The organism is Mesorhizobium sp. B1-1-8 (genome assembly GCF_006442795.2).
Classification (GTDB): domain Bacteria; phylum Pseudomonadota; class Alphaproteobacteria; order Rhizobiales; family Rhizobiaceae; genus Mesorhizobium.
In genome coordinates this window covers 5,234,461-5,255,840 of sequence record NZ_CP083956.1, presented here as the reverse complement: position 1 = coordinate 5,255,840, position 21,380 = coordinate 5,234,461, and the positions used below count along the sequence as shown (strand labels likewise).

General features: G+C 61.6%; 17 protein-coding genes. 8 read left to right on the top strand and 9 right to left on the bottom strand.

Features of this window, described 5'->3' with window-relative positions; genetic code table 11:
• Positions 1–149: 149 nt before the first annotated feature.
• The gene (locus FJ974_RS25705; protein WP_140535448.1) at positions 150–1,499 is read left to right on the top strand and encodes a hypothetical protein; all 1,350 of its coding nucleotides are present in this window, start codon (positions 150–152) and stop codon (positions 1,497–1,499) included.
• Between the two features lie 167 nt (positions 1,500–1,666).
• Here the strand turns inward: FJ974_RS25705 and FJ974_RS25700 are convergent, their stop codons facing one another.
• Positions 1,667–2,800, bottom strand: coding sequence for a glycosyltransferase (locus FJ974_RS25700; protein ID WP_181177207.1), 1,134 nt, complete (start codon positions 2,798–2,800; stop codon positions 1,667–1,669).
• 478 nt (positions 2,801–3,278) lie between these two features.
• On the opposite strand from FJ974_RS25700, the gene FJ974_RS25695 reads away from it, so the two are divergent.
• On the top strand, positions 3,279–4,970 hold the full coding sequence (locus FJ974_RS25695; protein ID WP_226891398.1) for an ABC transporter ATP-binding protein: 1,692 nt from the start codon (positions 3,279–3,281) through the stop codon (positions 4,968–4,970).
• 6 nt (positions 4,971–4,976) lie between these two features.
• Here the strand turns inward: FJ974_RS25695 and FJ974_RS25690 are convergent, their stop codons facing one another.
• Both FJ974_RS25690 and FJ974_RS25685 read right to left on the bottom strand, forming a co-directional pair.
• The gene (locus tag FJ974_RS25690; RefSeq protein WP_181177208.1) at positions 4,977–5,780 is read right to left on the bottom strand and encodes a class I SAM-dependent methyltransferase; all 804 of its coding nucleotides are present in this window, start codon (positions 5,778–5,780) and stop codon (positions 4,977–4,979) included.
• Positions 5,764–6,930, bottom strand: coding sequence for a glycosyltransferase family 4 protein (locus FJ974_RS25685; protein ID WP_140535456.1), 1,167 nt, complete (start codon positions 6,928–6,930; stop codon positions 5,764–5,766). Before FJ974_RS25685 ends, FJ974_RS25690 begins: the two co-directional genes overlap by 17 nt.
• A gap of 257 nt (positions 6,931–7,187) precedes the next feature.
• Between FJ974_RS25685 and FJ974_RS25680 the strand changes: the two genes are divergently transcribed.
• The 3 genes from FJ974_RS25680 to asnB all read left to right on the top strand — a co-directional run bounded on the left by FJ974_RS25680 (position 7,188) and on the right by asnB (position 11,577).
• Positions 7,188–8,468: a nucleotide sugar dehydrogenase gene (locus tag FJ974_RS25680; protein WP_140535459.1), complete on the top strand. Its 1,281-nt coding sequence runs from the start codon at positions 7,188–7,190 to the stop codon at positions 8,466–8,468.
• Positions 8,469–8,506: 38 nt separating this feature from the next.
• Entirely contained in the window at positions 8,507–9,526 is a 1,020-nt protein-coding gene (locus FJ974_RS25675) for an NAD-dependent epimerase (protein WP_181177209.1), read from the top strand.
• Positions 9,527–9,609: 83 nt separating this feature from the next.
• The gene (gene asnB / locus FJ974_RS25670; RefSeq protein WP_140535464.1) at positions 9,610–11,577 is read left to right on the top strand and encodes an asparagine synthase (glutamine-hydrolyzing); all 1,968 of its coding nucleotides are present in this window, start codon (positions 9,610–9,612) and stop codon (positions 11,575–11,577) included.
• A 17-nt stretch (positions 11,578–11,594) separates the two neighbouring features.
• Here the strand turns inward: asnB and FJ974_RS25665 are convergent, their stop codons facing one another.
• The 5 genes from FJ974_RS25665 to FJ974_RS25645 form a co-directional block, all read right to left on the bottom strand.
• Positions 11,595–12,356 carry an SDR family NAD(P)-dependent oxidoreductase gene (locus FJ974_RS25665; protein ID WP_140535467.1) on the bottom strand — a complete coding sequence of 254 codons (762 nt, stop codon included), beginning with the start codon at positions 12,354–12,356 and terminating at the stop codon, positions 11,595–11,597.
• 122 nt (positions 12,357–12,478) lie between these two features.
• On the bottom strand, positions 12,479–13,291 hold the full coding sequence (locus tag FJ974_RS25660) for an ABC transporter permease (RefSeq protein WP_140535469.1): 813 nt from the start codon (positions 13,289–13,291) through the stop codon (positions 12,479–12,481).
• Complete coding sequence (locus FJ974_RS25655) at positions 13,291–14,157, bottom strand: ABC transporter permease (RefSeq protein ID WP_140535472.1); 867 nt, start codon at positions 14,155–14,157, stop codon at positions 13,291–13,293. The genes FJ974_RS25660 and FJ974_RS25655 overlap by 1 nt, the downstream gene beginning before the upstream one ends.
• 76 nt (positions 14,158–14,233) lie before the next feature.
• Entirely contained in the window at positions 14,234–15,394 is a 1,161-nt protein-coding gene (locus FJ974_RS25650) for a spermidine/putrescine ABC transporter substrate-binding protein (RefSeq protein ID WP_140535475.1), read from the bottom strand.
• Between the two features lie 21 nt (positions 15,395–15,415).
• A complete protein-coding gene (locus FJ974_RS25645; protein ID WP_413468325.1) occupies positions 15,416–16,501 on the bottom strand; it encodes an ABC transporter ATP-binding protein in 1,086 nt (361 codons plus the stop codon).
• 183 nt (positions 16,502–16,684) lie between these two features.
• On the opposite strand from FJ974_RS25645, the gene FJ974_RS25640 reads away from it, so the two are divergent.
• The 3 genes from FJ974_RS25640 to FJ974_RS25630 all read left to right on the top strand — a co-directional run bounded on the left by FJ974_RS25640 (position 16,685) and on the right by FJ974_RS25630 (position 19,892).
• The gene (locus FJ974_RS25640; protein ID WP_226891397.1) at positions 16,685–17,476 is read left to right on the top strand and encodes a helix-turn-helix transcriptional regulator; all 792 of its coding nucleotides are present in this window, start codon (positions 16,685–16,687) and stop codon (positions 17,474–17,476) included.
• A gap of 458 nt (positions 17,477–17,934) precedes the next feature.
• Entirely contained in the window at positions 17,935–18,672 is a 738-nt protein-coding gene (locus FJ974_RS25635; RefSeq protein WP_140535554.1) for a WecB/TagA/CpsF family glycosyltransferase, read from the top strand.
• The gene (locus FJ974_RS25630; RefSeq protein ID WP_140535480.1) at positions 18,669–19,892 is read left to right on the top strand and encodes an FAD-dependent oxidoreductase; all 1,224 of its coding nucleotides are present in this window, start codon (positions 18,669–18,671) and stop codon (positions 19,890–19,892) included. The genes FJ974_RS25635 and FJ974_RS25630 overlap by 4 nt, the downstream gene beginning before the upstream one ends.
• A gap of 137 nt (positions 19,893–20,029) precedes the next feature.
• On the opposite strand, the gene FJ974_RS25625 is transcribed toward FJ974_RS25630, so the two are convergent.
• Positions 20,030–21,187 (bottom strand): GNAT family N-acetyltransferase, encoded by a 1,158-nt coding sequence (locus tag FJ974_RS25625; protein WP_140535483.1) that lies wholly within the window; start codon positions 21,185–21,187, stop codon positions 20,030–20,032.
• Positions 21,188–21,380: the final 193 nt, after the last annotated feature.

Genomic DNA, 21,380 nt, shown 5'->3' with positions numbered 1-21,380 from the left:
CGAGAAGCGATCGCTAGAAAGAGACTTGGCGTGAGTAAGATATTGTGCGACGCCGACATGATGCCAAGAATCGCAAGAGGAGGGTCTTTTGCATCTCGGAATCAACCGGCCGAGGTGATCAAAGCGATCGCGAAGAGGGCAAAGGCGTTGTGACGCAAACGACTTTCATTTTGCTTGCGGTGGCTTGCTCGTGTTTTTTCTTGTGGCGCACCGTTTGGCAGGGCCGGGTTGACCCGCTGTCCCTGGCATTCGCTTCTACCTGTATTTATTTCGCACCGGGCTTCTACGGGTCCGTTCACGTTGGCGGGTATTCTGCACCCATAGATCCCATCGCCTATGTAGCTATGGCTATCGTAGTGACTTCTCTGACGGTGGTAGCTGCTGCGGCAGACAAGGTTGCGCTCGGCCCACCTCTGGATGCCGATTTTGGGCGCATGATTGCCCCCGCGCTCTTGCTTGCGGCCATCGCAAGCATGGCGGTTTCCCTGGTGACCATCGGGTCGGGCTACGTCTGCGCTGACAAGGTGGAAATGCTGAAGCATATCGACCTCTGGTATTATTACGCGGCCTACGCAGTTCCTTTTAGCTTCGTGGCCGCATTGGCATGTCGACAATGGGCGATCGTTTTTGCGTGCTCTGTCCTGCTGGTCTTAGACTTGGCTATCGGCTTTAGGGCATCTACCGCCATCACGTTTCTCGGGGCCGCAACATTATACGGTCAAGGAGCCCTCAAGGGATGGCGAAGGGCTGCGACATTTGCCGCAGTGGTTCTGGTCATCGGGGTGGGATTGCTGCTTGTTAAACAAGCTGCCTACACGATCAAATATGCGATGGCGTCGCAATGTTATCTGGAAGTTCCAGAATCAACCGCGCCGGAGACGGGGGATTTGAGAGCCCCAGATCCGACGGCGCCACGCATCAGCCAAGTCTCCGCACAAGAACAGCTATTCCACTTCGGAGGCCAGCTACGACGCCCCGACGTTTACGTTGCGGCTGTCACGCAATCGGAACCGTTTGTCACCCAGTCGATCCTCAATGAAACCGTCAGGCAAGACTTCAGGACCAACGATGGTTACCTCGTCAGGCAGTTGCTTAGCGGCGTCCCTGGAGGAGCTACCATTTTCGGAATGCACCTTGGCGACGTGCCAACGTTCACCTCCATGTTTCAGGCGGAGCTATTTCCTGATGTTGATTTCGACATGGCGAGCAATCCATGGGCGCAGGCGTATGCAGCCGGAGGGCTCGCTATGGTCCTCGTGTTCGCCTTGGGCTACTCGATGTCAGTGGCCGGCCTGTCGCTGGCCTTCTGGAAGACTTCAGGCCCTTGCAGAGGGTGCATTGCGACGCTGGCCGCGTGGTTGGCCTTCTACTTCCACCGCAATGACCTCCTGATACAGATCGGGATCATGAAACAAACAGCGTATATCCTTGCTGTCGCATGCTTCGTGACGTGGTCGATCTACAGGCTACGGCGTAAGCGTAAACTTGATCACGTTTGACGCGGTGCTGTTTCGTTACGCCTGTCTTCCCGCAGCCGCAGCGAACGAATTGAAATATGGCGATCGTAACGCTTGGAATCCAGCCGCGAGATCGATCAGAAGCGGCCGCCGCGCAGACACCCCGCGACGATTGGCTACCTTCGGGGGAGTAGCCACTCTCGCTGATCTCACCTGTCTCCAGCGAGATAGAGGCGTTCGTAGGCGTCGACCATAGCACCGACCGAATAGCGCAGCCGCATCGTCCGCTGCCGAAATTCCTGGTCAACTGCCGGCTCCGGCAATCGATCAAGAACAGCAAGAAGTCCTCGAGCAAGATCGGCAGGGGCACGCGGCTCCACCAACACACATCCCGGCATGCCGGAGACGGCCTCTGGGTTTCCACCAACCTTGGTGGCGACGACTGGAAGACCGGCTGTGAGCTTCTCCATCAGGGCGTTGCAAAAGCCTTCTTCGTGAGAGGCGATGACGCCGACATCCATGCCGGCGAGCAAGCCGGGGACATCGTCCTGTGTCCCCAAAGCGTGCACTTTCGATCCGACGCCAAGGCGTTGGGCTTGCTTCGCCAGCTCCGGTCCGATGCCTCGATCCTGCCCGGCCATGAACAGCTTCAGATTCGATCTTTTTTCGGTTGCAAGAGCGAATGCTTCGATAAGGTCTTCGTGCCCTTTGTATGGAATTAGGTTGGCGACGATGACGATCCCGATTTCGTCCTGATTGAGACCAAGCCGGCGCCGGGTTTCGTCCCGGCGGTGACCTATTTCATCGAAGCGGCTGAGATCGAGGCCGTTGGGGATGACTGCTATGCGGTCGACTTCGTAGCCGTCGCGAGCCGCGGTGTCGGCGGCCACAGCATGAGAGTTCGCGACCACCACATGGGAGAGCCTGTTGGCTACGCGGTCCATGCGCTTGAGGCGGGGCCATCGCTCCTGGTAGGTGCCGAGGCTCCGCCGCGAGCTGATGACGAGTGGCGCAAGCGCAATCCGTCCTGCCACTGCGCCCACGAAGTTGGTTAGCGGCAACCAGGCGTGAACCACACCGGGCCTGGTCGAGATGATGCGAACAACGAGCGATGTGGCGAAAGCGGCCAGAACCAGCATTGCCTTCACGCGCAGATGCGTCTTTGGCGTGGCACCAGATTTAGCATCTGCCGATGTTGACGACGCGGATGCGCTCGACCGTTGAAACCCATGAATTACCCGAATCCCGGCACGAGCCAAGGGTTCAGCCAGCATGCCACCTTGGGCAAGCACAAAGACCTCTACCTTCCAGCCTCGCTTCTTCAATTCCTTGGCTAGCAGCACGAGCTGACTCTCCGCGCCACCAAGATCGAGCTGGCCGATGACAAACAGGATACCGCGCCGGCGTCTTCCGGTGAGCGCTATCGGGGGCGCGACAACGTGCTCTCTTGCTCTAGCATCTGTCATGGGAAGGTCTTCTCGCGCCGTCATTGTCCCCGCCGTCCGTCTCTCGCTTGCCACAGCCATGGTGCACCCCGCAAGCATAAGGCAGGGTTGGCTTGTGGGAATTCGGCAAGTCAAGTCGCCACGTCAGGAACTGACTTTGATTGTTGAGCCTACGACTGGACCTGACATCGACCTTTTGCGAGAAAATTGTCAATCCGCTCCAATCATGGCTTGTCCTGACGCGCTGAACGTGTGCATTGGGCGCCTTTAAAAAGCGGACATCGATTTGGCATTGGACGGAAATAAGGCCCCGGACAGCACGACCAGCAGACTTCTACGCATCTGGCGGCAGATGTCGAAACGCCGGCGGCGCCAGATGTTCGGGCTTTTGGTTCTGATGATCTTCGGCGCGATCGCCGAGGCGGCGACACTCGGCGCGCTGCTGCCGTTTCTCGCGCTGATTGCTAATCCCAATGCAACCAACAACCAGTCCTTCGTCGCACGCCAACTGGCGGGGTTCGGCCTTACCGACCTTCACAACAGCTTACTCACCTTGACGCTTTTGTTTTCAGCGGTGGCGATCATCGCTGGAGCAATACGCATACTCCTCACCTGGGCCACCAATTCTTATGTCTTCTCGCTGGGGCACGAACTGGGGGCAAGGGTCTATGAGCGCGTGCTTTATCAGCCATATAGCTATCACGTTTCGCGCAACTCCAGCTCCGTTTTGGCCGCCCTTCGTCAGGTTCAGACCATCACCGCGGGCGTGCTTCTGCCGCTTCTCCAGGTTATCGGCGGAACGATCATCGGCGCTTTCGTCGTCGCGGCTCTATTTGTCTTAAGCTCGTTCATCACTTTCGTGATCTTCGCGGGATTTGGCGCGGTCTACGTCGCGATGTCCTTCGGCATCCGGAAGCATCTCGAGAGGAACGCACGGGTTATCGCGAGGGTCCAGGCGGAGAGCATCCGTTCGGTGCAGGAAGGTCTGGGGGGTATCCGCGACGTAATCATCAACGATACCCAGCCTTACTTTCTTTCACGTTTCGGCGAACTCGACAGACATCTCCAACGCGCGAACGCGACGAATGCGCTCGCTGCCTCGGCTCCGCGCTTCGCGGTCGAGGCCGCAGGCATGGTCATTATCGCAGCGCTCGCCTACTGGCTGATCACACGGACCAACGACGCCGGTCAGGCGCTGCCGATGCTTGGCACCTTCGTTCTTGGCGCACAACGGCTGCTTCCTTCAATGCAGTTGGTGTACGGCAATTGGGCGCTCGTGGTTAGCAATCTCGCAAGCACCGAAGTCGTGTTGAAAACGCTCGAGGCCGCCTTTCCGGTGGAATGGGTTCAGTCTGCCAGCGAGCGCCTGCCATTCGACGAGGCTGTTGTGCTGAAGGACGTGTCGTTCCGCTATGCACCTGACCAGCAGCCAATACTCGATCGGTTCAGCCTGACGATCCGCAGGGGGAGCAAGGTCGGCTTCGTCGGCAAGACCGGAAGCGGGAAAAGCACGACGGTCGACCTCGTGATGGGCCTGCTCGAGCCGACCGGCGGCGCGATCGAGATCGATGGCCAGCGCCTTGACGGCACGACGCGCCGTGCCTGGCGCAGGCAGATCGCGCATGTGCCGCAGACTATTTTCCTCGCCGACGCATCGATCGCCGAAAACATCGCCTTTGGCATCGAGCCGGCGAAGATTGATCGCGAACGCGTCCGCAACGCGGCCCAGCAGGCCGCGCTCGCGGACTTCATCGACAGTCTGCCGCAGGGCTACGAAACGCGTGTCGGTGAGCGCGGCGTCCGGCTGTCGGGCGGCCAGCGCCAGCGAATCGGCATTGCCCGTGCGCTTTACAAGCAGGCGAGCGTGCTCGTCTTCGACGAAGCCACGAGCGCGCTGGACGTGGAGACCGAGGCAGCCGTCATGGAGGCGATCCAGGAGCTGCCCGCCGACCTGACGGTGCTGATCATTGCGCATCGCCTGACGACGGTCGAATATTGCGACGAGATCGTCACCATCGAGAACGGCCGGCCGCATATCTGGACGAGAGCCGGCGGGCAGATCGCTTGAGCCTATTTATCGGCCGTTCGGATTCCGAAAGAGAAACTCCGTGCAAGCCTCGCCAGTCGACATCCTGACGAGCTCGAAATCAAACTTCTCCTTCAAGAAATCGACCACCGCCTGATCGTCGGCAAATTCCATCGGCCAGCCGCCCAGCCAGTCGCGCACGTCGGTCATGTAGCTCATGCCGCGCCCCCTTTTCTTTTCGGAGATACGCTTCAGCAGTTGAGGCAGCCGAAGTGGACTACCACCGAGCCCGAAACGCCAGACATACCAACCTTCCATCTGGCGACGCTTCCACGTGCCGGCGGCGTTGTAGCGGCGCTTAACGTCGAGCCAGAATTCCGCGGATGGCTGGACGACGTTCGATGAATAAAGCGCGATGAAGAAAAGGCCGCCGGGCGCCACCCTGTGTGCGGCATTTTCGATTGCCTGCCACATGGCGCCGGTATGGTGGAGCACGCCCCAGGAATAGACGAGATCCCACGTGCCGAGCTTCTCGAGATAGTCGACGTCCAGCACATCGCCTTGTTCGACGGTCCAGGCCTGCGGACCTCCCGCCATTTGGCGGAGCTTGCCGGTCGTGCGGACCGAGAGCGGATCGAAGTCGAAGGAATGAATCCGCTTCGCCTTTGCGTCGAAGGCTGCGAGGGAATGCAATCCGCTGCCGCTGCCGATGTCGAGGAAATCTATCCCCTCAAGGTTCTTCCTTCCCAGGAAGGCCAGAAGCTTCTCGGCCGCCATCTGCCGGCGTTCGGCGGAATAGTGGTTGTCGACGAACGAGGCCCAGTTGGCTCCGAATTCATACCGGCTCGACATCAAATTCTCTGCGGAGGTCATTTGGCAGCGGCCTGTTGCTCGATTCAAGAATTTCCATCATGTGGGCCGTGACCAAGCGGATATCATACCGCTGTTCAGCGATCGATCGGCTCTGTTTGGCCATGCACATGGCCTCGTTCGGATTGTCGATCAGCCGGATCATTGCCTCCGCCAGCGGGGCGCTGTCGCCGACCGGCACAAGCAGGCCGTTCACGCCGGGCACGATCGGCGCACGGCAGCCGGGCGCGTCCGTCGTGATCACCGGCCGGCCCATCGCCATCGCCTCCAGCACCGAACGCGAGATGCCTTCGCGGTAGGACGGAAGCACGTAGATCCGCGAATCGGCGATCACCTGGCGCACGTCCTCGACGGATCCATGATAGCGGATCGTCCCGTCTGCGACGGCTGCCTTCACTTCCGAGATCGGGAATCCCGCGGGATTGGGATCGGTATCGCCAACCAGATCGAAACGAGCCTCCGGCCGCACCGCCTTCACCAGTCTCGCCGCGCCAAGATACTCCGCCAGGCCCTTGTCGCGCAGCAGGCGGGCGATCAGGAGGAAGCGCGGCTCCTCCGGCAGAGGGGCCACCGTGAAGCGGTCGAGATCGACGCCCGAACCGTTGACGACATGAGCGGGTGTCCGCCCGAGCAGTCCGAGGCGCCGGAAGTCGTCACGGTCATCTTCGTTCTGGAACGTCACCGTGGTGGCGAAGCGCAGGCTGGCCCGATAGAGAAAACGCGCCGCGGCGTTGACGATCCTCCAACGCACCGATTTGCGGCGGTCGGTGAACGCATAGCCGAGACCGGTGATGAGCGCATGGCGGCGAGGCACCCGTGCAATCAGTGCCGCGGGTATCCCGTAGACGGTCGGCTTGATCGTGCAGGTCAGCACGATCTGGGGCCGCAATTCCCGTATCTTCCTATGAAGGCGTACGGCCAGGATCGCGTCGCCGATCGGGGCAACCGCCGCGCGCGCCATCGGCAAGGGATGAAAATGAATGCCACGTTCGGTGAGCCAGCGCGCCGTCATCGCATCGGGCGGGGCCACGGCATGCACCTCGTAGCCCGCAAGACGGAGCGACACAAGAAAATGTCCGCGGGTTGTTGCGAGGGATTTTGGTTCGCCCGCGATGACGACGATTCGGTTCATGCTTCCAACGTCTCAGGCCGGCTCCCCCAAGCCATTGCCGCCTCTTGTAGGTCCTTGGGTCCCCGAAACCCAATCCTGCCTTCGGTTATCCACAGCCTTGACCCCATCGACTTTCGCGCCGGGGCAGGGCCATCGGCTGTCTTTTAGGTGGAGAGCTGCGCCTTCGCAACGGCGCGTCGTTGAATTCATCGACGGCCTGCCATAAAAGCCCCGCGAGCAACTGAACGTGCAACTGAACGACCTTGAGGAATACACCCATGTCCGAACGTATTGCCGTGATCGGTCTGGGCTATGTCGGCCTTCCGGTCGCGGTCGCCTTCGCCAGGATGTTTCCGGGAACGATCGGCTTCGATATCAGCGAGCGGCGTGTCGGCGAACTGCGCGACGGCGTTGATCGCACGGGAGAGGTCGACGCCGCGGCGCTGCGGGAATCCTCGGTTCTCCTGACGACGGATCGCGAGGCGCTCAAGGGAGCAACTTTCTTCGTCGTCGCCGTTCCAACCCCGATCGACATCAACCGCGCGCCGGATCTTTCCCCGCTGAAGCTCGCGTCCGAGCTCGTCGGCGCCGCGATCAGCCCGGGAGCGGTCGTGGTCTTCGAATCGACCGTCTATCCCGGCGTCACTGAAGACTTCTGCGGACCAATCATCGAACGGATTTCCGGATTGCGGCATCCACGCGACTTCGCGCTCGGCTATTCGCCGGAGCGGGCCAACCCGGGCGATCGGGAGCATTCGCTACCGCGGATCGTCAAGGTCGTCTCGGGCGAGAATGCCGAGACGCTGGAACGGGTGGCGAGCGTCTATGGCCGCATCATCGATGCCGGCGTCCACCGGGCGCCGTCGATCAAGGTGGCCGAGGCTGCGAAAGTGATCGAGAACACGCAGCGCGATCTGAACATAGCGCTGATGAACGAGCTCGCCATGATCTTCGAGCGGCTCGAGATCAGGACGCAGGATGTGCTTGAGGCCGCATCGACGAAATGGAACTTTCTTCCCTTCAAGCCAGGCTTTGTGGGCGGCCACTGCATCAGCGTCGATCCCTACTACCTGACCGCCAAGGCGGAGGCCGAAGGTTACCACCCGCAGATCATCCTTGCCGGCCGTCGCATCAATGACGGCATGGGAGCCTTCGTCGCGCAGCAGATCGTCAAACAGCTCATCCGCTCGGACATGACCGTGAAAGGCGCTTCCGTCGGCATCCTCGGGCTGACCTTCAAGGAAGACGTGCCGGATTTGCGCAACAGCCGCGTTTTCGACATGGTCAGGGAGTTGAGACAGTTCGGAATTGCTCCCAAGGTCCACGATCCGCTTGCCGACGCCGATACCGCTCAACGCGACTATGGCGAGAAAATCTTGCCGCTCGAGGAAATGGGCAATCTGGAGGCTCTTGTCCTGGCTGTTCCCCATAAAGAATATCTCTCCAGGGAAAAATCTCGTATTTTTCGGATGATCAAGTCGGGCGGGACCCTATTCGACGTCAAATCGGCCATCCGGCCCAATGAAATTCCTGAGACAATAAAATACTGGAGCCTCTGAGGGCGATCGGGTATTTCCATGGTACTGGGGGATATGTCTTGACAGCGAGCGGGCCGATTCTGATCACCGGCGCAGCCGGTTTCATAGGTTTTCACCTCTGCCAGAGGCTGCTTGCCGAAGGCCGGCAGGTTGTCGGCCTCGATTCCATGAATGAGTACTACGACGTCACCCTGAAGCGTGCACGGCTCGACCGGCTGAACCAATTCCCGAACTTTCGTTTCGAGCAGGTCGATCTAACGGATCGCGATCGCATTGCGGCGCTCATCCTGTCGGTCTCGCCCGGGATCGTTGTCAATCTCGCGGCGCAGGCGGGGGTGCGCTATTCGCTGACTAACCCGCACGCCTATGCGGAAAGCAATCTCGGCGGCTTCCTCAACATACTGGAGGGATGCCGGCATGCTTCGGTCCGCCATCTCGTCTATGCATCGTCAAGCTCGATCTACGGCGGCAGCACCAGGATGCCGTTCTCCGTCCACGATTCGGCCGATCATCCGCTCAGCCTCTATGCCGCCAGCAAAAAGGCCAACGAATTGATGGCGCATACCTATAGCCATCTTTTCGGACTGCCGACGACCGGTCTCCGCTTCTTCACCGTCTACGGCCCCTGGGGGCGGCCGGACATGGCCCTTTTCCTCTTCACCAGGGCCATACTCGCCGGCGAGCCGATCGACGTCTTCAATCATGGTAACATGCAGCGCGACTTCACTTACATCGACGATATCGTCGAGGGGCTGGTCCGCGTCATGGAACATCCGGCCACATCCAATCCGGACTGGAAGAGCGCGGCGCCGGATCCGGCGACCAGCAGCGCGCCGTACCGGATCCACAATATCGGCGGCAACGCGCCGGTTCAGCTGAACCGATTGATCGAAGTGCTGGAAGAGACACTGGGGCGCAAGGCCATCCGCAACCTGATGCCGCTCCAGCCGGGAGACGTCCCGGCGACCTACGCCGACGTCAGTTCGCTGGAAGAGGCGACCGGCTTCAAACCCGAGATTCCGGTCGAGATCGGGATTCCGCGCTTCGTGGAATGGTATCGGGAATTCTATCGGGTATGATCTCCGGTACACCCGAGACACGGGTGGCGAGTCGCGGTTCGAGCGGGCGAATTTGCATGGCCGTGATGGAGCATTGACGTCGAATGTGTGGCATTGCCGGTATTGTGGGAGGACCCGCGGCGACAGGCAGCGGCGCTTTCACCGTTCGCCGCATGGCCGACATGCTTCGGCATCGCGGGCCGGATGGCGATGGCGTGTGGGGTGACGCGGAAGCCGGCGTCGCCTTGGCGCAGCGCCGGCTGGCGATCGTCGATTTGTCTTCGGCGGGCACGCAGCCGATGACATCCCATAGCGGCCGCTACGTCATCGTCTTCAACGGCGAGATCTACAATCACCGCGAGATGCGCGCGCTTCTCGATCGGCAGCATGGCGATCATCCCTGGCGCGGACATTCCGACACAGAGGTCTTTCTCGCAGCGATCGAGGAAATGGGCCTGAAGCGGGCTCTCGAAGCCGCTGTCGGCATGTTCGCATTCGGCCTGTGGGACCGCAGCGAGAGGACGCTGGTCCTGGCGCGGGATCGCCTGGGCGAGAAGCCCCTCTATTACGGGCGCATCGGCAGGGCATTCGCGTTTGCCTCCGAGCTCAAGGCCTTTCATCCGCTTCCCGACTGGCGCCCGGATATCGATCGCGATGCCCTGACGCTGTTGATGCGTCACAACAGCATTCCCGCGCCCTACAGCGTCTATCAGGGGATCAGCAAGCTAAGGCCGGGCCACATCCTCATCCTTGACGACGGTGCCCGCGAGCCGCGCGTCGAGAGCTATTGGAGCGCGAAAGCGCTTGCGGAGCAGGGTCGGCTGGAGCCATTTCGGGGAAGCCCCGAAGAAGCTGTCATTGAGCTCGAGCGCCAGCTTCGCCGCGCGCTCGAAGGGCAGATGATCGCCGATGTGCCGCTCGGCGCCTTCCTTTCCGGCGGCATCGATTCCTCGGCGATCGTGGCGGTCATGCAGTCGATCAGCTCGAGACCGGTGCGGACGTTCACCATCGGCTTCAACGAATCCGGCTACAACGAGGCTGATCATGCCGAGCAGGTGGCGCGGCACCTCGGCACCGATCATACCGAACTCTATCTGACCGAACAGGATGCGCTCGACGTGGTGCCGCAACTGCCGGCCATCTATTGCGAGCCGTTCTCGGACTCCTCGCAGATTCCCACCTTCCTGGTCTCCAGGCTGGCACGCGGCAGCGTCACGGTGGCGCTGTCGGGCGATGGCGGAGACGAGCTCTTTTCCGGCTATACGCGCTATGCGCTGGCCGATGCGGCCTGGAACAAGCTTTCCCGCATTCCGGCGGGCCTGCGCCGCGCGTCCGCGGGCTTGGCGACGCTGCCGTCACCCGGACTTTACGACGCTGTCGCGGAGGGAATCATGCCGCTCCTGCCGCCGCGTTTCCGCCGCGAGCGGGTGGGCGACAAGATCCACAAGGCGGCGTCGGTGCTTTCGCTTCGAAGCGTGAACGACGTCTATCGTCGCCTCTGTTCTCATTGGGAGCCGACCGAGATCGTCGCGGGCGCGGCCGAGCCGCCGACGATGCTGACCGGGCTCGAACCGCTGCCGGCTCTGCCGGGCAATGTCGAGCGGATGATGTATCTCGATATGATGAGCTATCTGCCGGACGATATCCTGGTGAAGGTCGACCGCGCGGCCATGGCGGTCAGCCTCGAGACCCGCGTCCCGCTGCTCGACCATCGCCTCGTCGGCTTCGCGCTCTCGCTGCCGCTTTCCATTCTGCGGGCGCAGAACCAGACGAAATGGCCGCTCAGGCAATTGCTCTACAAGCACGTCCCGCGCGGGCTTGTCGACCGCCCCAAGATGGGCTTCGGCGTGCCGATCGACGCCTGGCTGCGCGGTGCGCTTCGCGGTTGGGCGGAGGCTCTTCTCGACGAACGCCGGCTGCGCGAAGACGGCCTGTTCCAGCCTGAGCCGATCCGGCGCGCCTGGTCAGAGCATCTTTCGGGACGCCGCAACAACCAGTATCTGCTTTGGGACGTGCTGATGTTCCAATCCTGGCGTGAGGCGCAGCAAGGCGCCCTGGCTACCGCCGCCTGAGGGCGGCGAAGCGCCATTCAGGCAATCGTCTCGCCGCCGTCGACCACGAGAATCTGCCCCGTCATGTAGGAAGAGCGGTCGGAGACCAGGAACAGGATGGATTCCGCGATCTCTGCAACGTCGGCCCAGCGACCGAGCGGAACCTTTTCGGCTATATAGGTCTCGATTGCCTCGCGCCCGCCCATTTGCGCAATGAAGGGTGCATTGAAGGGCGTGTCGACCCAGCCCGGGCAAAGCGCGTTGACGCGAATTCCATGGCGCGCGACGTCGCCGGCCATCTGCCGGGTCATGGCGATGACGGCGTGCTTGGTCGTGGTGTAGGCAATCATCTGCCGGTCATAAAGCACGCCGGAGCTGGACGAGGTGTTGAGGATCACGCCCTTGCTGGCGGCCTTCATGACCGGGATCACGAAGCGGGCAGCCATGAAATGCGCGCGCACGTTGAGAGCCCAGGAGCGGTCGAAACCTTCGGTCTCCACATGTTCGACATCGCCGGCGATCTGCGCGCCTGCGTGGTTGTGCAGGATGTCGATACGACCGTGCCTCGATGCGACCGAGGCAATGCCGGCCTGCAACGCCGTGTCGTCGGTCACATCGAGCACCAATGGCTCGGCGCTGCCGCCGGCCGAGCGAATGCGGCTTGCCGCTTCTTCCGATCTCCGAGGATCCTTGTCGACCAGGATCACATGCGCGCCTTCGCGCGCCATGATCGCGGCGCCGCCCTCGCCAATTCCGGATGCCGCACCGGTTACGATCGCAACGTGATTGCGAAGGATCATGACAGCGCCCGTTCTAGAGCATGATGCCGAAAAGTGTGAAGCGGTTTTCGGACGGCATCATGCTCTATCTCCTTGATTTAGAGCCGGATTCAGATTTCAGGTCGACCTGAAATCATCCGGCTCTAGTGTCTTGGTTTCTTTTCGCGCATCAGCACGCGCGCGATGATGATCAGCACGAGCGAGGCCCCAAGCACCATCGTGGCGATGGCGTTGATCTCCGGCGTGACGCCGCGCCGGATCGAGGCGAAGACATACATTGGCAGTGTCGTCTTCGAGCCGGCAACGAAGAAGGCGACGATGAAATCGTCGAAGGAGAAGGTGAAGGCAAGCAGGAATCCGGCGAGGATGGACGGGCTGATCTGCGGCAGCACGATTTCACGGAATGTCGTCAGCGGGGTCGCGTAGAGATCGTTCGATGCCTCGACGATATCGCGGCCGAGGCTCGCAAGGCGTGCCTTCACGATCATCGTCACCAGCGCCATGGTGAAAAGCCCATGCGCGGCAATGATCGAGCCGTAGCCGAGACCGAGTTTCGGGGCCGGTTCGAAAGGCCAGAACGCGGCCAGCGCCGGATTGACGATGGACAGCAGCTCGACCAGCGCCACCAGCGTCGCGATGCCGATGACGACGCCGGGCACGACGATGGCCGCGGCAAAGAGCCCGTCGAACACGGCGCGGCTGCGCGCGCCGAGCCGCTCCATGCCCATCGCCGCCATCGTGCCGAACACGGCGGCCAGCGCCGCGCTGGTCAGCCCGACGATCAGGCTCGTCCGCAGGGCATCCATGAGGAATGTGTTCGACAGCGCTTTGCCGTACCACTGCGTCGACAGCCCGACGAAGTCGCTGGCGTTGCGGCCGGAATTGAACGACAGCAGCACAACCAGCGCGATCGGCGCGTACAGGAACAGATAAACCGCGGTCACCAAGGCGCGCATCAGAGCAGATCCACCTGACGGGTGCCGGCCACGCGCCAGGCGACGCGCATCGCCACCAGAAGGATAACCACCACCACCGCAACCAGCGTGACGGCGATCGCCGAGCCGAACGGCCAGTTGCGCGATTGCAGGAAGAGATCGACAAGCGCATTGCCGATGAAGAAGACCTTTCCACCGCCCAGCAGTTGCGGAATGAGGTATTCGCCGAGCAGCAGGATCATGACCAGCGCGACACCGGTCATTACGCCGGGCAGCGACAGCGGCAAGGTGATGCCGAAGAAGGTCGCGACCGGTCTTGCTCCCAGGTCCGCCGACGCTTCCAGCAGCCGCCGGTCGAGCTTCTCCAGGCTGACATAGATGGGCAGGATCATCAGCGGCAGATAGCCATAGACGATGCCGAGCAGCACCGCGCCCGCAGTGTTGAGCAGCCGCACGTCGGTCAGGCCGACAAATTCCAGCAGATGCGGAATGCCGCGGGCGCCAAGCAGATACATCCAGGCATAGGTGCGCACCAGCATGCTGGTCCAGAACGGCACGACGACGAGCGACACCAGCAGCAATCGGTATTTCGGGTTGGATTTTACTGCCAGGTAGTAGGCGACCGGATAGGCCACCAGCAGGCAGGCGGCCGTGCCGGCCGGCGCCAGCACCAGCGTGTTGACGAAGGCTGCAGAGCGCGCGCCCAGATTGGCGAATTGCTCCAGCGTGAAGGCGGGCTGATAGCCGCCTTCGGGCGCGCGCCTGCCGAACGCAAAGACCAGTATGGCGACAAAGGGCAGCACCAGGAAAACGAACAGCCAAGCCGCCGCGGGGCCTACCAGTGCGGCGGTGACAAGGCGTTTCTTGCTGGCGGCCGTAAGAGCCATGTCTGATTGAACCTGAAAAAATTGCAGAAGCGGGAGGCGGCCGGCGTTGGCCACCTCCCTCAGGCCATGATACCGGTCAGGCCGATTTGAACCGTGCCATCAGTTCGGCGCGGCTTGGATCGGTGAGCGTTACCGCCGCGCCGAACTCGAGCGGCGTCAGCGACGCTTCGTCCGGATAGACGATCTTGTTCGACGTCACTTCCTTCGGCAGCAAGGCCAGGACGCGGCTGTCGGTGGTCGGCGCGCCATTGGCGATATGCTCCTTCACCGCGTTCTGCGGGTCCATGAGATAGTTCAGCAGCGCATAGCCGGCCGGCTTGTTGGGGGCGTCTTTCGGAATGCCGTAATAGTCGGTCCAGATCTCGCCGCCGTCCTTGCCGAGAATGTAGGCAAGCTCGGGCATGTCATGGTTGAGCTGCGCGCCGTCATTGGTCCAGCACATGGTGATCCAGGCATCGGTCGCGCGCATGGCCGGCTGGTAGTCGCTGTTGATGGCGAACAGGTGCGGCTTGACCTTGATCAGCAACTCCTCGGCCTTGGCCAACTCGTCGGGCTTGATCGAATTGAAGTCATGGCCGAGCGAAACCAGGGCGCTGCCGATGGTCGTCAGCTGATAGTCATGCACCATGCCGCGGCCGTCCGCCTCGGTCTGCAGAACCTCGAAGAAGTCCTTCCAGCTGGCCAGCGGCGTCTTGATCTTTTTCGTGTTGACGGAGAACCCGGTGGTGCCCCAGTTCTTCGGCACGGCGTAGGTCTTGCCGCCGATCTGGCCTTCCTTGGTGAAGCGGGGATTCTCCGTGCTGGCGCTGAAGTTCGGCAGCTTGGACATGTCGAGTTCGTCGATCAGTCCGAGCTTCGCGTAGGTCGAGATGGTGTAGTTGGTCGGCACGAACAGCGACCAGCCTGAGGCACCGGCCTGCAGCTTGGCAAGCATTTCTTCGTTCGAGCCGAAGACGTTGACCTCGACGGCGACGCCGGTCGCCGCTTTGAACCGCTCGAAGGTCTGCGGATCATGATAGTTCGGCCATGTCGCGATCGACATCTGGCTGCCGAGATCCTCGGCGTAGGCCGGTGTCGAGAGCGCGCCGGGGAAGCGCGACATCACGGCGGTGGCCAGTCCGAGACCGGTGATGCCTAGAAAATGCCGCCGCGTGACGGAGCCGCGCTTCAGGCGCATGAATTCCTGCATGAACCCTTCGGCGGAGATGGGCAGATTGTCTTTGTAACTCTTGGTCATGACGTGTTCCCTTGCTGTTTCTTATGCTGCACTTGATGCCGGAAAAACATGCGCCGCGAGCGGATCGAAGCCGAGAAACACGGTTTCGCCCGGCTCGACCAGCTCGCCTTCGCTCAAGGTTTTGCGATCCGCGGTGACGAGAAAGTCGCCCAGATCGGCAACCGTGACCGCGTACTCCACGGAAGAGCCGAGGAAGATCCGATGAGTGACGGTTCCTTTCATAGCCGCGCCATCGGCGGGATGCGATCTGCTCAGCCGGATTGCCTCGGGCCTGATCGCCAGGATGGCGCTGCCCGGCGAGACGGTCTGTCGCGGGCCTACAGTCAGGGCGGAACCGTCCGCCAGCCGCAATGTCTTGCCGCCGTTCTCCAGCGTCGCGGAGAACCGGTTGGTCTTGCCGACGAAGTCGGCGACGAAGATGTCGGTCGGCCGATCGTAGACCTGTTGCGGCGTGCCGAGCTGCCGGATACGGCCGGCGTTCATCACGCAGACGATGTCGGCCGACAGCGCTTCTTCCTGGTCGTGCGTCACCAGCACGAAGGTGATGCCGAGCTCGCGCTGCAGGGTCTGCAATTCAATCTGCATGGCGGAGCGCAGTTTCTTGTCGAGCGCCGCCAGCGGCTCATCCAGCAGCAGGACCGCGGGCTGATTGACGATGGCCCGCGCCAATGCCACGCGCTGCTGCTGGCCGCCCGACATTTCGTGGATGCGCCGTTTGGCGAAGCCGTCGAGGCGCACCATTTCGAGCGCCTTGCCAACGCGCCGCCTGATCTCGGCGGCAGCCAGCCTGGGGCGCATCTGCCTCAGCCCGTAGGCAACGTTTTGCTCGACATCGAAATGCGGGAACAACGCATAGTGCTGGAAGACCATGTTCACCGGCCGCTGGTAAGGCGGCACGCCGTTCATCTCACGGCCGTTGATGAGCACCGATCCGCTTGTTGGCTGCTCGAAGCCGCCGATGATGCGCAGACATGTCGTCTTGCCACAGCCCGACGGGCCCAGCAGCGCCAGAAATGCGCCCTTGGTTACATTCAGGTCGACCTCATGGACGGCGGTAACGGCGCCATAGGTCTTGGTGACGGATCGGAACTCGATGTCGTTCCGCAACGCAGCTTCCACGCCAGTTCCCCATAGTGAAGCGCAGCCGCGGTCTTCGCCGCGATTACCCGCTTCTTGGACTGAAGCCTAGTAAGAAAGGCCGGGTCGGATATATACCCCGATAGGGGTAGTTTTGAGCATCTGCTTTTCTGCGAGAGGTATATGCCGGGGTAAGGCGACGGAGGGGAGGCGGTGGACATCGAGGCGCTTTTTTCGGTTCTCGGCAGTGCGCTCGATGCGCCCACCGTCTCCGATGACGAATTCGGCCGGACATTCCGGGCGCTCATGAACACCCTGGTGAAATTCGACCATGTCGTTGTGTTCGCCTATCGCGGCAACGAGCGGCCCATTGAACTCTACAGCAGCTTTGACCCGGACGACCATTATGTGTTCGTGGCGCTCTATCAGGCCGGGCCGTATATGCTCGATCCGTTCTATCATACGGCGCGTGAGCGCCGGACCGGTGTGTTCCGAATGCGGCAGTTGGCGCCTGACCGCTTCTTCTCCAGCGAATATTATCGCAGCTACTATGTCAAAACCGGGCTGGCCGAGGAGGTCGGCTTTTTCCTCGCCGCCGCCGACGATGTGTCGATCGTGCTCTCATTGATGCGCCGACAGGAGACGGGGCCGTTTCCGGCCGCCGAATTCACATTGCTGCAAAGGGCCGCCCCGCTGGTCTCGGCAATGGCGAGCCGGCACTGGTCTGGCCTGGGCAGCCGCTTCGACGCGGCAAAAGCCAGCCGGAGACGACGGAGCAGGACGCTACAGGCAGAAAACGAGAGCGTTTGGCGCACGTTGAAGCTGACTGTCAGGGAAGCAGACATTATCGAACTGGTCCTTCAGGGGCACTCCTCCGAATCCATAGGTCTGAGGCTGAACATCTCCACCGGGACCGTGAAGGTACATCGTCGCAACGTTTATCGAAAGTTGGGAATTTCCTCGCAGACGGAACTGTTGTCCATCTACCTGAAGAGCCTGTCGTGAAGGTGAGATGACTCGCCTCGGCGAGGCGTCGATCAAGCTGACCACAACTCGTTCCAGGTCGGGGATTGGATCGGAAGTGAGTAAGCGTTCGACTTCGATATTCGGTTCCGTAAACTTTTACTCTAATTATCTATATTAACTACTTATTAAGAAACAACTTAACAACCTTAAATTTTTACTTATAGTGCGCGAGCAAGGGGGTGATCGATAACGGAGAGTGGGGCGACTTCTCCTATGCGGAAAGTTTTAGAGAGTTCTCGAAGAGATTTTGAAGAAGAAAAAGTTACGAACGGCAGCACACGTCCGCCCTTCGCCAGTCAAGAAATAGCGACAGTCCCGATGAGAACCGTCAAAGTCTCCGCCTGCATCGCCGGGCCTAAGCACGGAGCGCAGGCGTGACGGTTATCGCGCAACCAGAGCCAGCTCCCTTCCCGGAGAGCCTGCCGGCGTTTCCAGCCGTGCAGATTGGAGGATTGCCGATCACAGTGATCGACAGGCAGAGCGCGGCCAGGCTGATGATAGCGGCGGCGCGCGGGCATCGTCAGGGAAGCCGCCCCTATTACTTCACCTCGGCCAATGGCGAGGTCATCGCGCAGGCGCGGGCAAATCTGGAGATCGCGGCGCTTTTCCGCGACGCGGACCAGATCTTCGCCGATGGCCAGCCGCTTGTCCTGGCATCGCGATTGCTGTGCAGCACGCAATTGCCCGAGCGCGTGGCCACCACCGATCTCTTCCACGACGTGGCCGAACTCGCCGAACAGAAGGGCGTGACGTTCTACCTGCTCGGATCGACGGAGGCCGAGAACGGCAAAGCCCTCGCCGCGATCAAGCGCCGCTACCCGGGCCTGCGCGTCGTCGGTCATTGTCACGGCTATCTTGCCGGCGAAGCGCTCGAAGCAAAGCTCGACGAAATCAATGCGCTGGCGCCCGACATTTTGTGGCTCGGCCTTGGCGTTCCGCGCGAGCAGATCTTCGTGCGCGACTTTGCAACGCGTCTCGCCAATGTCGGGGTCATCAAGACGTCGGGCGGTCTTTTCGACCATCTTGGCGGCAAAGTCCGGCGGGCGCCGCTCTGGGTCCAGAAGGCCGGCTTCGAATGGCTATGGCGCATGCTGATGGAGCCGCGCCGGCTCTTCTGGCGCTATGTCACCACCAATCCCCGCGCGCTCTATGCCATCCTGAGGTATTCCAGATGACGGCCGAACAATCCCCCCGTCCGCTTCCCGCCGGAACCGACACGGAGATCGCCATCGTCGGCGGAGGGCTTTCCGGCACCATCGCCGCGATCGTGCTCGGACGGGCTGGTCATCAGGTCACGCTGATCGATCGCTACGATGTCTTTCCGAGGGAATTCCGGGTAGAGAAGATCGCCGGCGACCAGATCGTAAAAATGCGCCGGCTCGGCCTGCTCGACAGGCTTTCGCAAGCAGCCGTGGCCTTCGATGAGATCGTCAATGTGCGCAGGGGGCGCGTTCTCGACCGCACCCACGCGCGCCATTACGGCATTTTCTACGACGACCTCGTCGGCGCCATGCGGGCAGAACTGCCCAGTACAGTGCGCTTTATCGCCGGCCGGGTCAGCGGCGTCGAGGCCGGTGCGGAACGCCAGCGCGTATCGATCCTCGGGCAAGGCGAGGTCACAGCGCGGCTTCTCGTGCTCGCCACGGGCATGGGCGACATCCTGAAGCGCGACCTCGGCATCGAGCGCAAATTCGTCCATCAGCGCCAGTCATTGACCTTCGGCTTCAACCTTCGCCCGGCGGGGAGCGGCGCCTTCAGGCATCCGGCTCTCACCTATTACGGCGAGCGCGTCTCCGACGGCGTCGACTACCTCAACTTCTTCCCCGCCGCCGACGTGACGCGCGCCAATCTCTTCGTGTTCCGTGACCACCGCGATCCATGGGTGAAGGCGATGCGCGAGCGCCCCAGGGAAACGCTCATCGAGACGCTCCCCGGGCTCGTCAAGGCATTCGGCGATTTCGAGGTGATCGACCGCGTCGAGAGCTGGTTGACGGACATAACGGTGGCCGAAAATTGCAAGCGTGATGGCGTCGTCCTGATCGGCGATGCCTATCAGACCTCCTGTCCCGCCGCCGGAACGGGCGTCAGCCGGCTGCTCACCGACGTCGAGCGCCTCGCCGTCCACGTGCCGCGGTGGCTGGCTTCACCCGGCATGGCGGCCGGCAAGATCACTCAATTCTACGACGACCCGGCCAAGCAGGCGATGGACACGCACGGCCTGCAGCTGGCGCATTTCCGCCGCAGGCTGACCATCGACACCGATCTAGAATGGCGCGCGCGCCGGCAAATCCATTTCAGCCGCCGCCGCATCCTGCATGAGATCAACAAGGTGAGCCCTGCCTTCGCGGCCAAGCTGCGCAGCCTCGGCAGGCCGCGGGTCGAACCCGCCGCATAGAGCATGTCTCCCGAAAGTGTGCAGCGGTTTCGGGACAAACACATGCTAAAAAGCAAAGACCTAAAGTCTGTCGCGTGAATCCTTTTTCACGCGACAGGCGTTAGGCCGTCGGTAGAGTTTCAGAACCTATTTCTGCCTCAGGATCCGGCCGCCTCGTCGGTGGTAACGGACGGCGCCATCATCGGAGCCGCAGCGGAAGGCCTTCCATGCGAGGCGTGGAAAAGCCGTCGCGCCAGGGCCTTGGCTGCCGGCAGTTTTTCCACCGTCAGGTGCGCCGCGTAGCCGAGCGGGCTGCCTGCCCGGAATATCTGCCACATCGGTGACGGCCGGCCGCCGAAGATGAGCTTGTAAGGTTCGTCGCCAATGGTGAAATCCAGCGAATGATCGCCGCGCGCGATGCAGTCGGCGGCGATCCGCTCGAATGTCAGGCTGCCGATCGACTGCTTTCGGTATCCGGCCTCGTCGAAACCGCCCAGGATGACGAGAAGCGAGCCTCGATGCGCAAGCCCCAACGCGCCGGCGATCGGCTTTCCGTTCATCCAGAAGGTGTAGGTGCGCGCGAAGCCGCTGCGTCCCTCTGTCGCCACCGCCAGGTAGAATTCAAAGTAGGATGGCTGCTGCAGCAGGTCGGCGGGACCGTCGCTGCCGTCGAACCGCTTGCCGCGATAGAGCTTCAGCGCATCGAATGTCGTGCGGATGGCATCGGGATTGTCCGCGCATTCGAAGCGCGCCTCGCCAATTCGCCCGAGCTGCCGGGATTTCTTGTCGAGTTCCTTGCGGTAGGAGCGGTCGAGCTGGTGCTCGCGCCAGCTTTCGAATGTCGCCTCCAGCTTGCTGGAATAGGCGCTCATCCCCATGCTCTCGCGCTTGTCTATGCCGAGCAGCCGCTCGAGCGGCAGCGAGCGATCTCCGAGCTTGCCGATGCGCAGCAGATCATAGGGCTTCAGCTGCTTGCGGATCGCGGCGACGGTGCGGCCATCCGCCAGGATGCGCGAAAAGGTCTGCTCGTCGGTGACCGGCGACACGTAGTCGGAAACGCGCATATCGGCGAATTCCACCACTTTCAGCCGCATGTATCGGCTTCTGACCAGCGGCAACACCATCGCCAGCTTTCCACTGGCGTCGTCGCGCACGACGATGATGAGCGGCGTTGCGGCGCCGCGCCGCACGATCTTCTCGTATAGCAGGGCAAGCCAGATCGGATGCTGGAAGGCGGTCGCCGCCGAATTGGTGAAGAGCTCGACATATTCCGTCGAGCGGAAATCGAACGAATCTTCGACAGTGACCTTAAACATTATCATCCGAACCGGCGGGACAGCGGCCTATCGACGACGTCTTGCGTTTCAGGTCAAGATCGATCGCGACCAGAGTTGGAATCTTGGTATATGCGCAAAGTGCTAATCCAGGGTGCACGGAGCGAGTCACAGCCAATTGTCCTGCCGGTCCGTGACAGCCGCATCAAGACTCCTGCCTATAAAATGAGCAGTC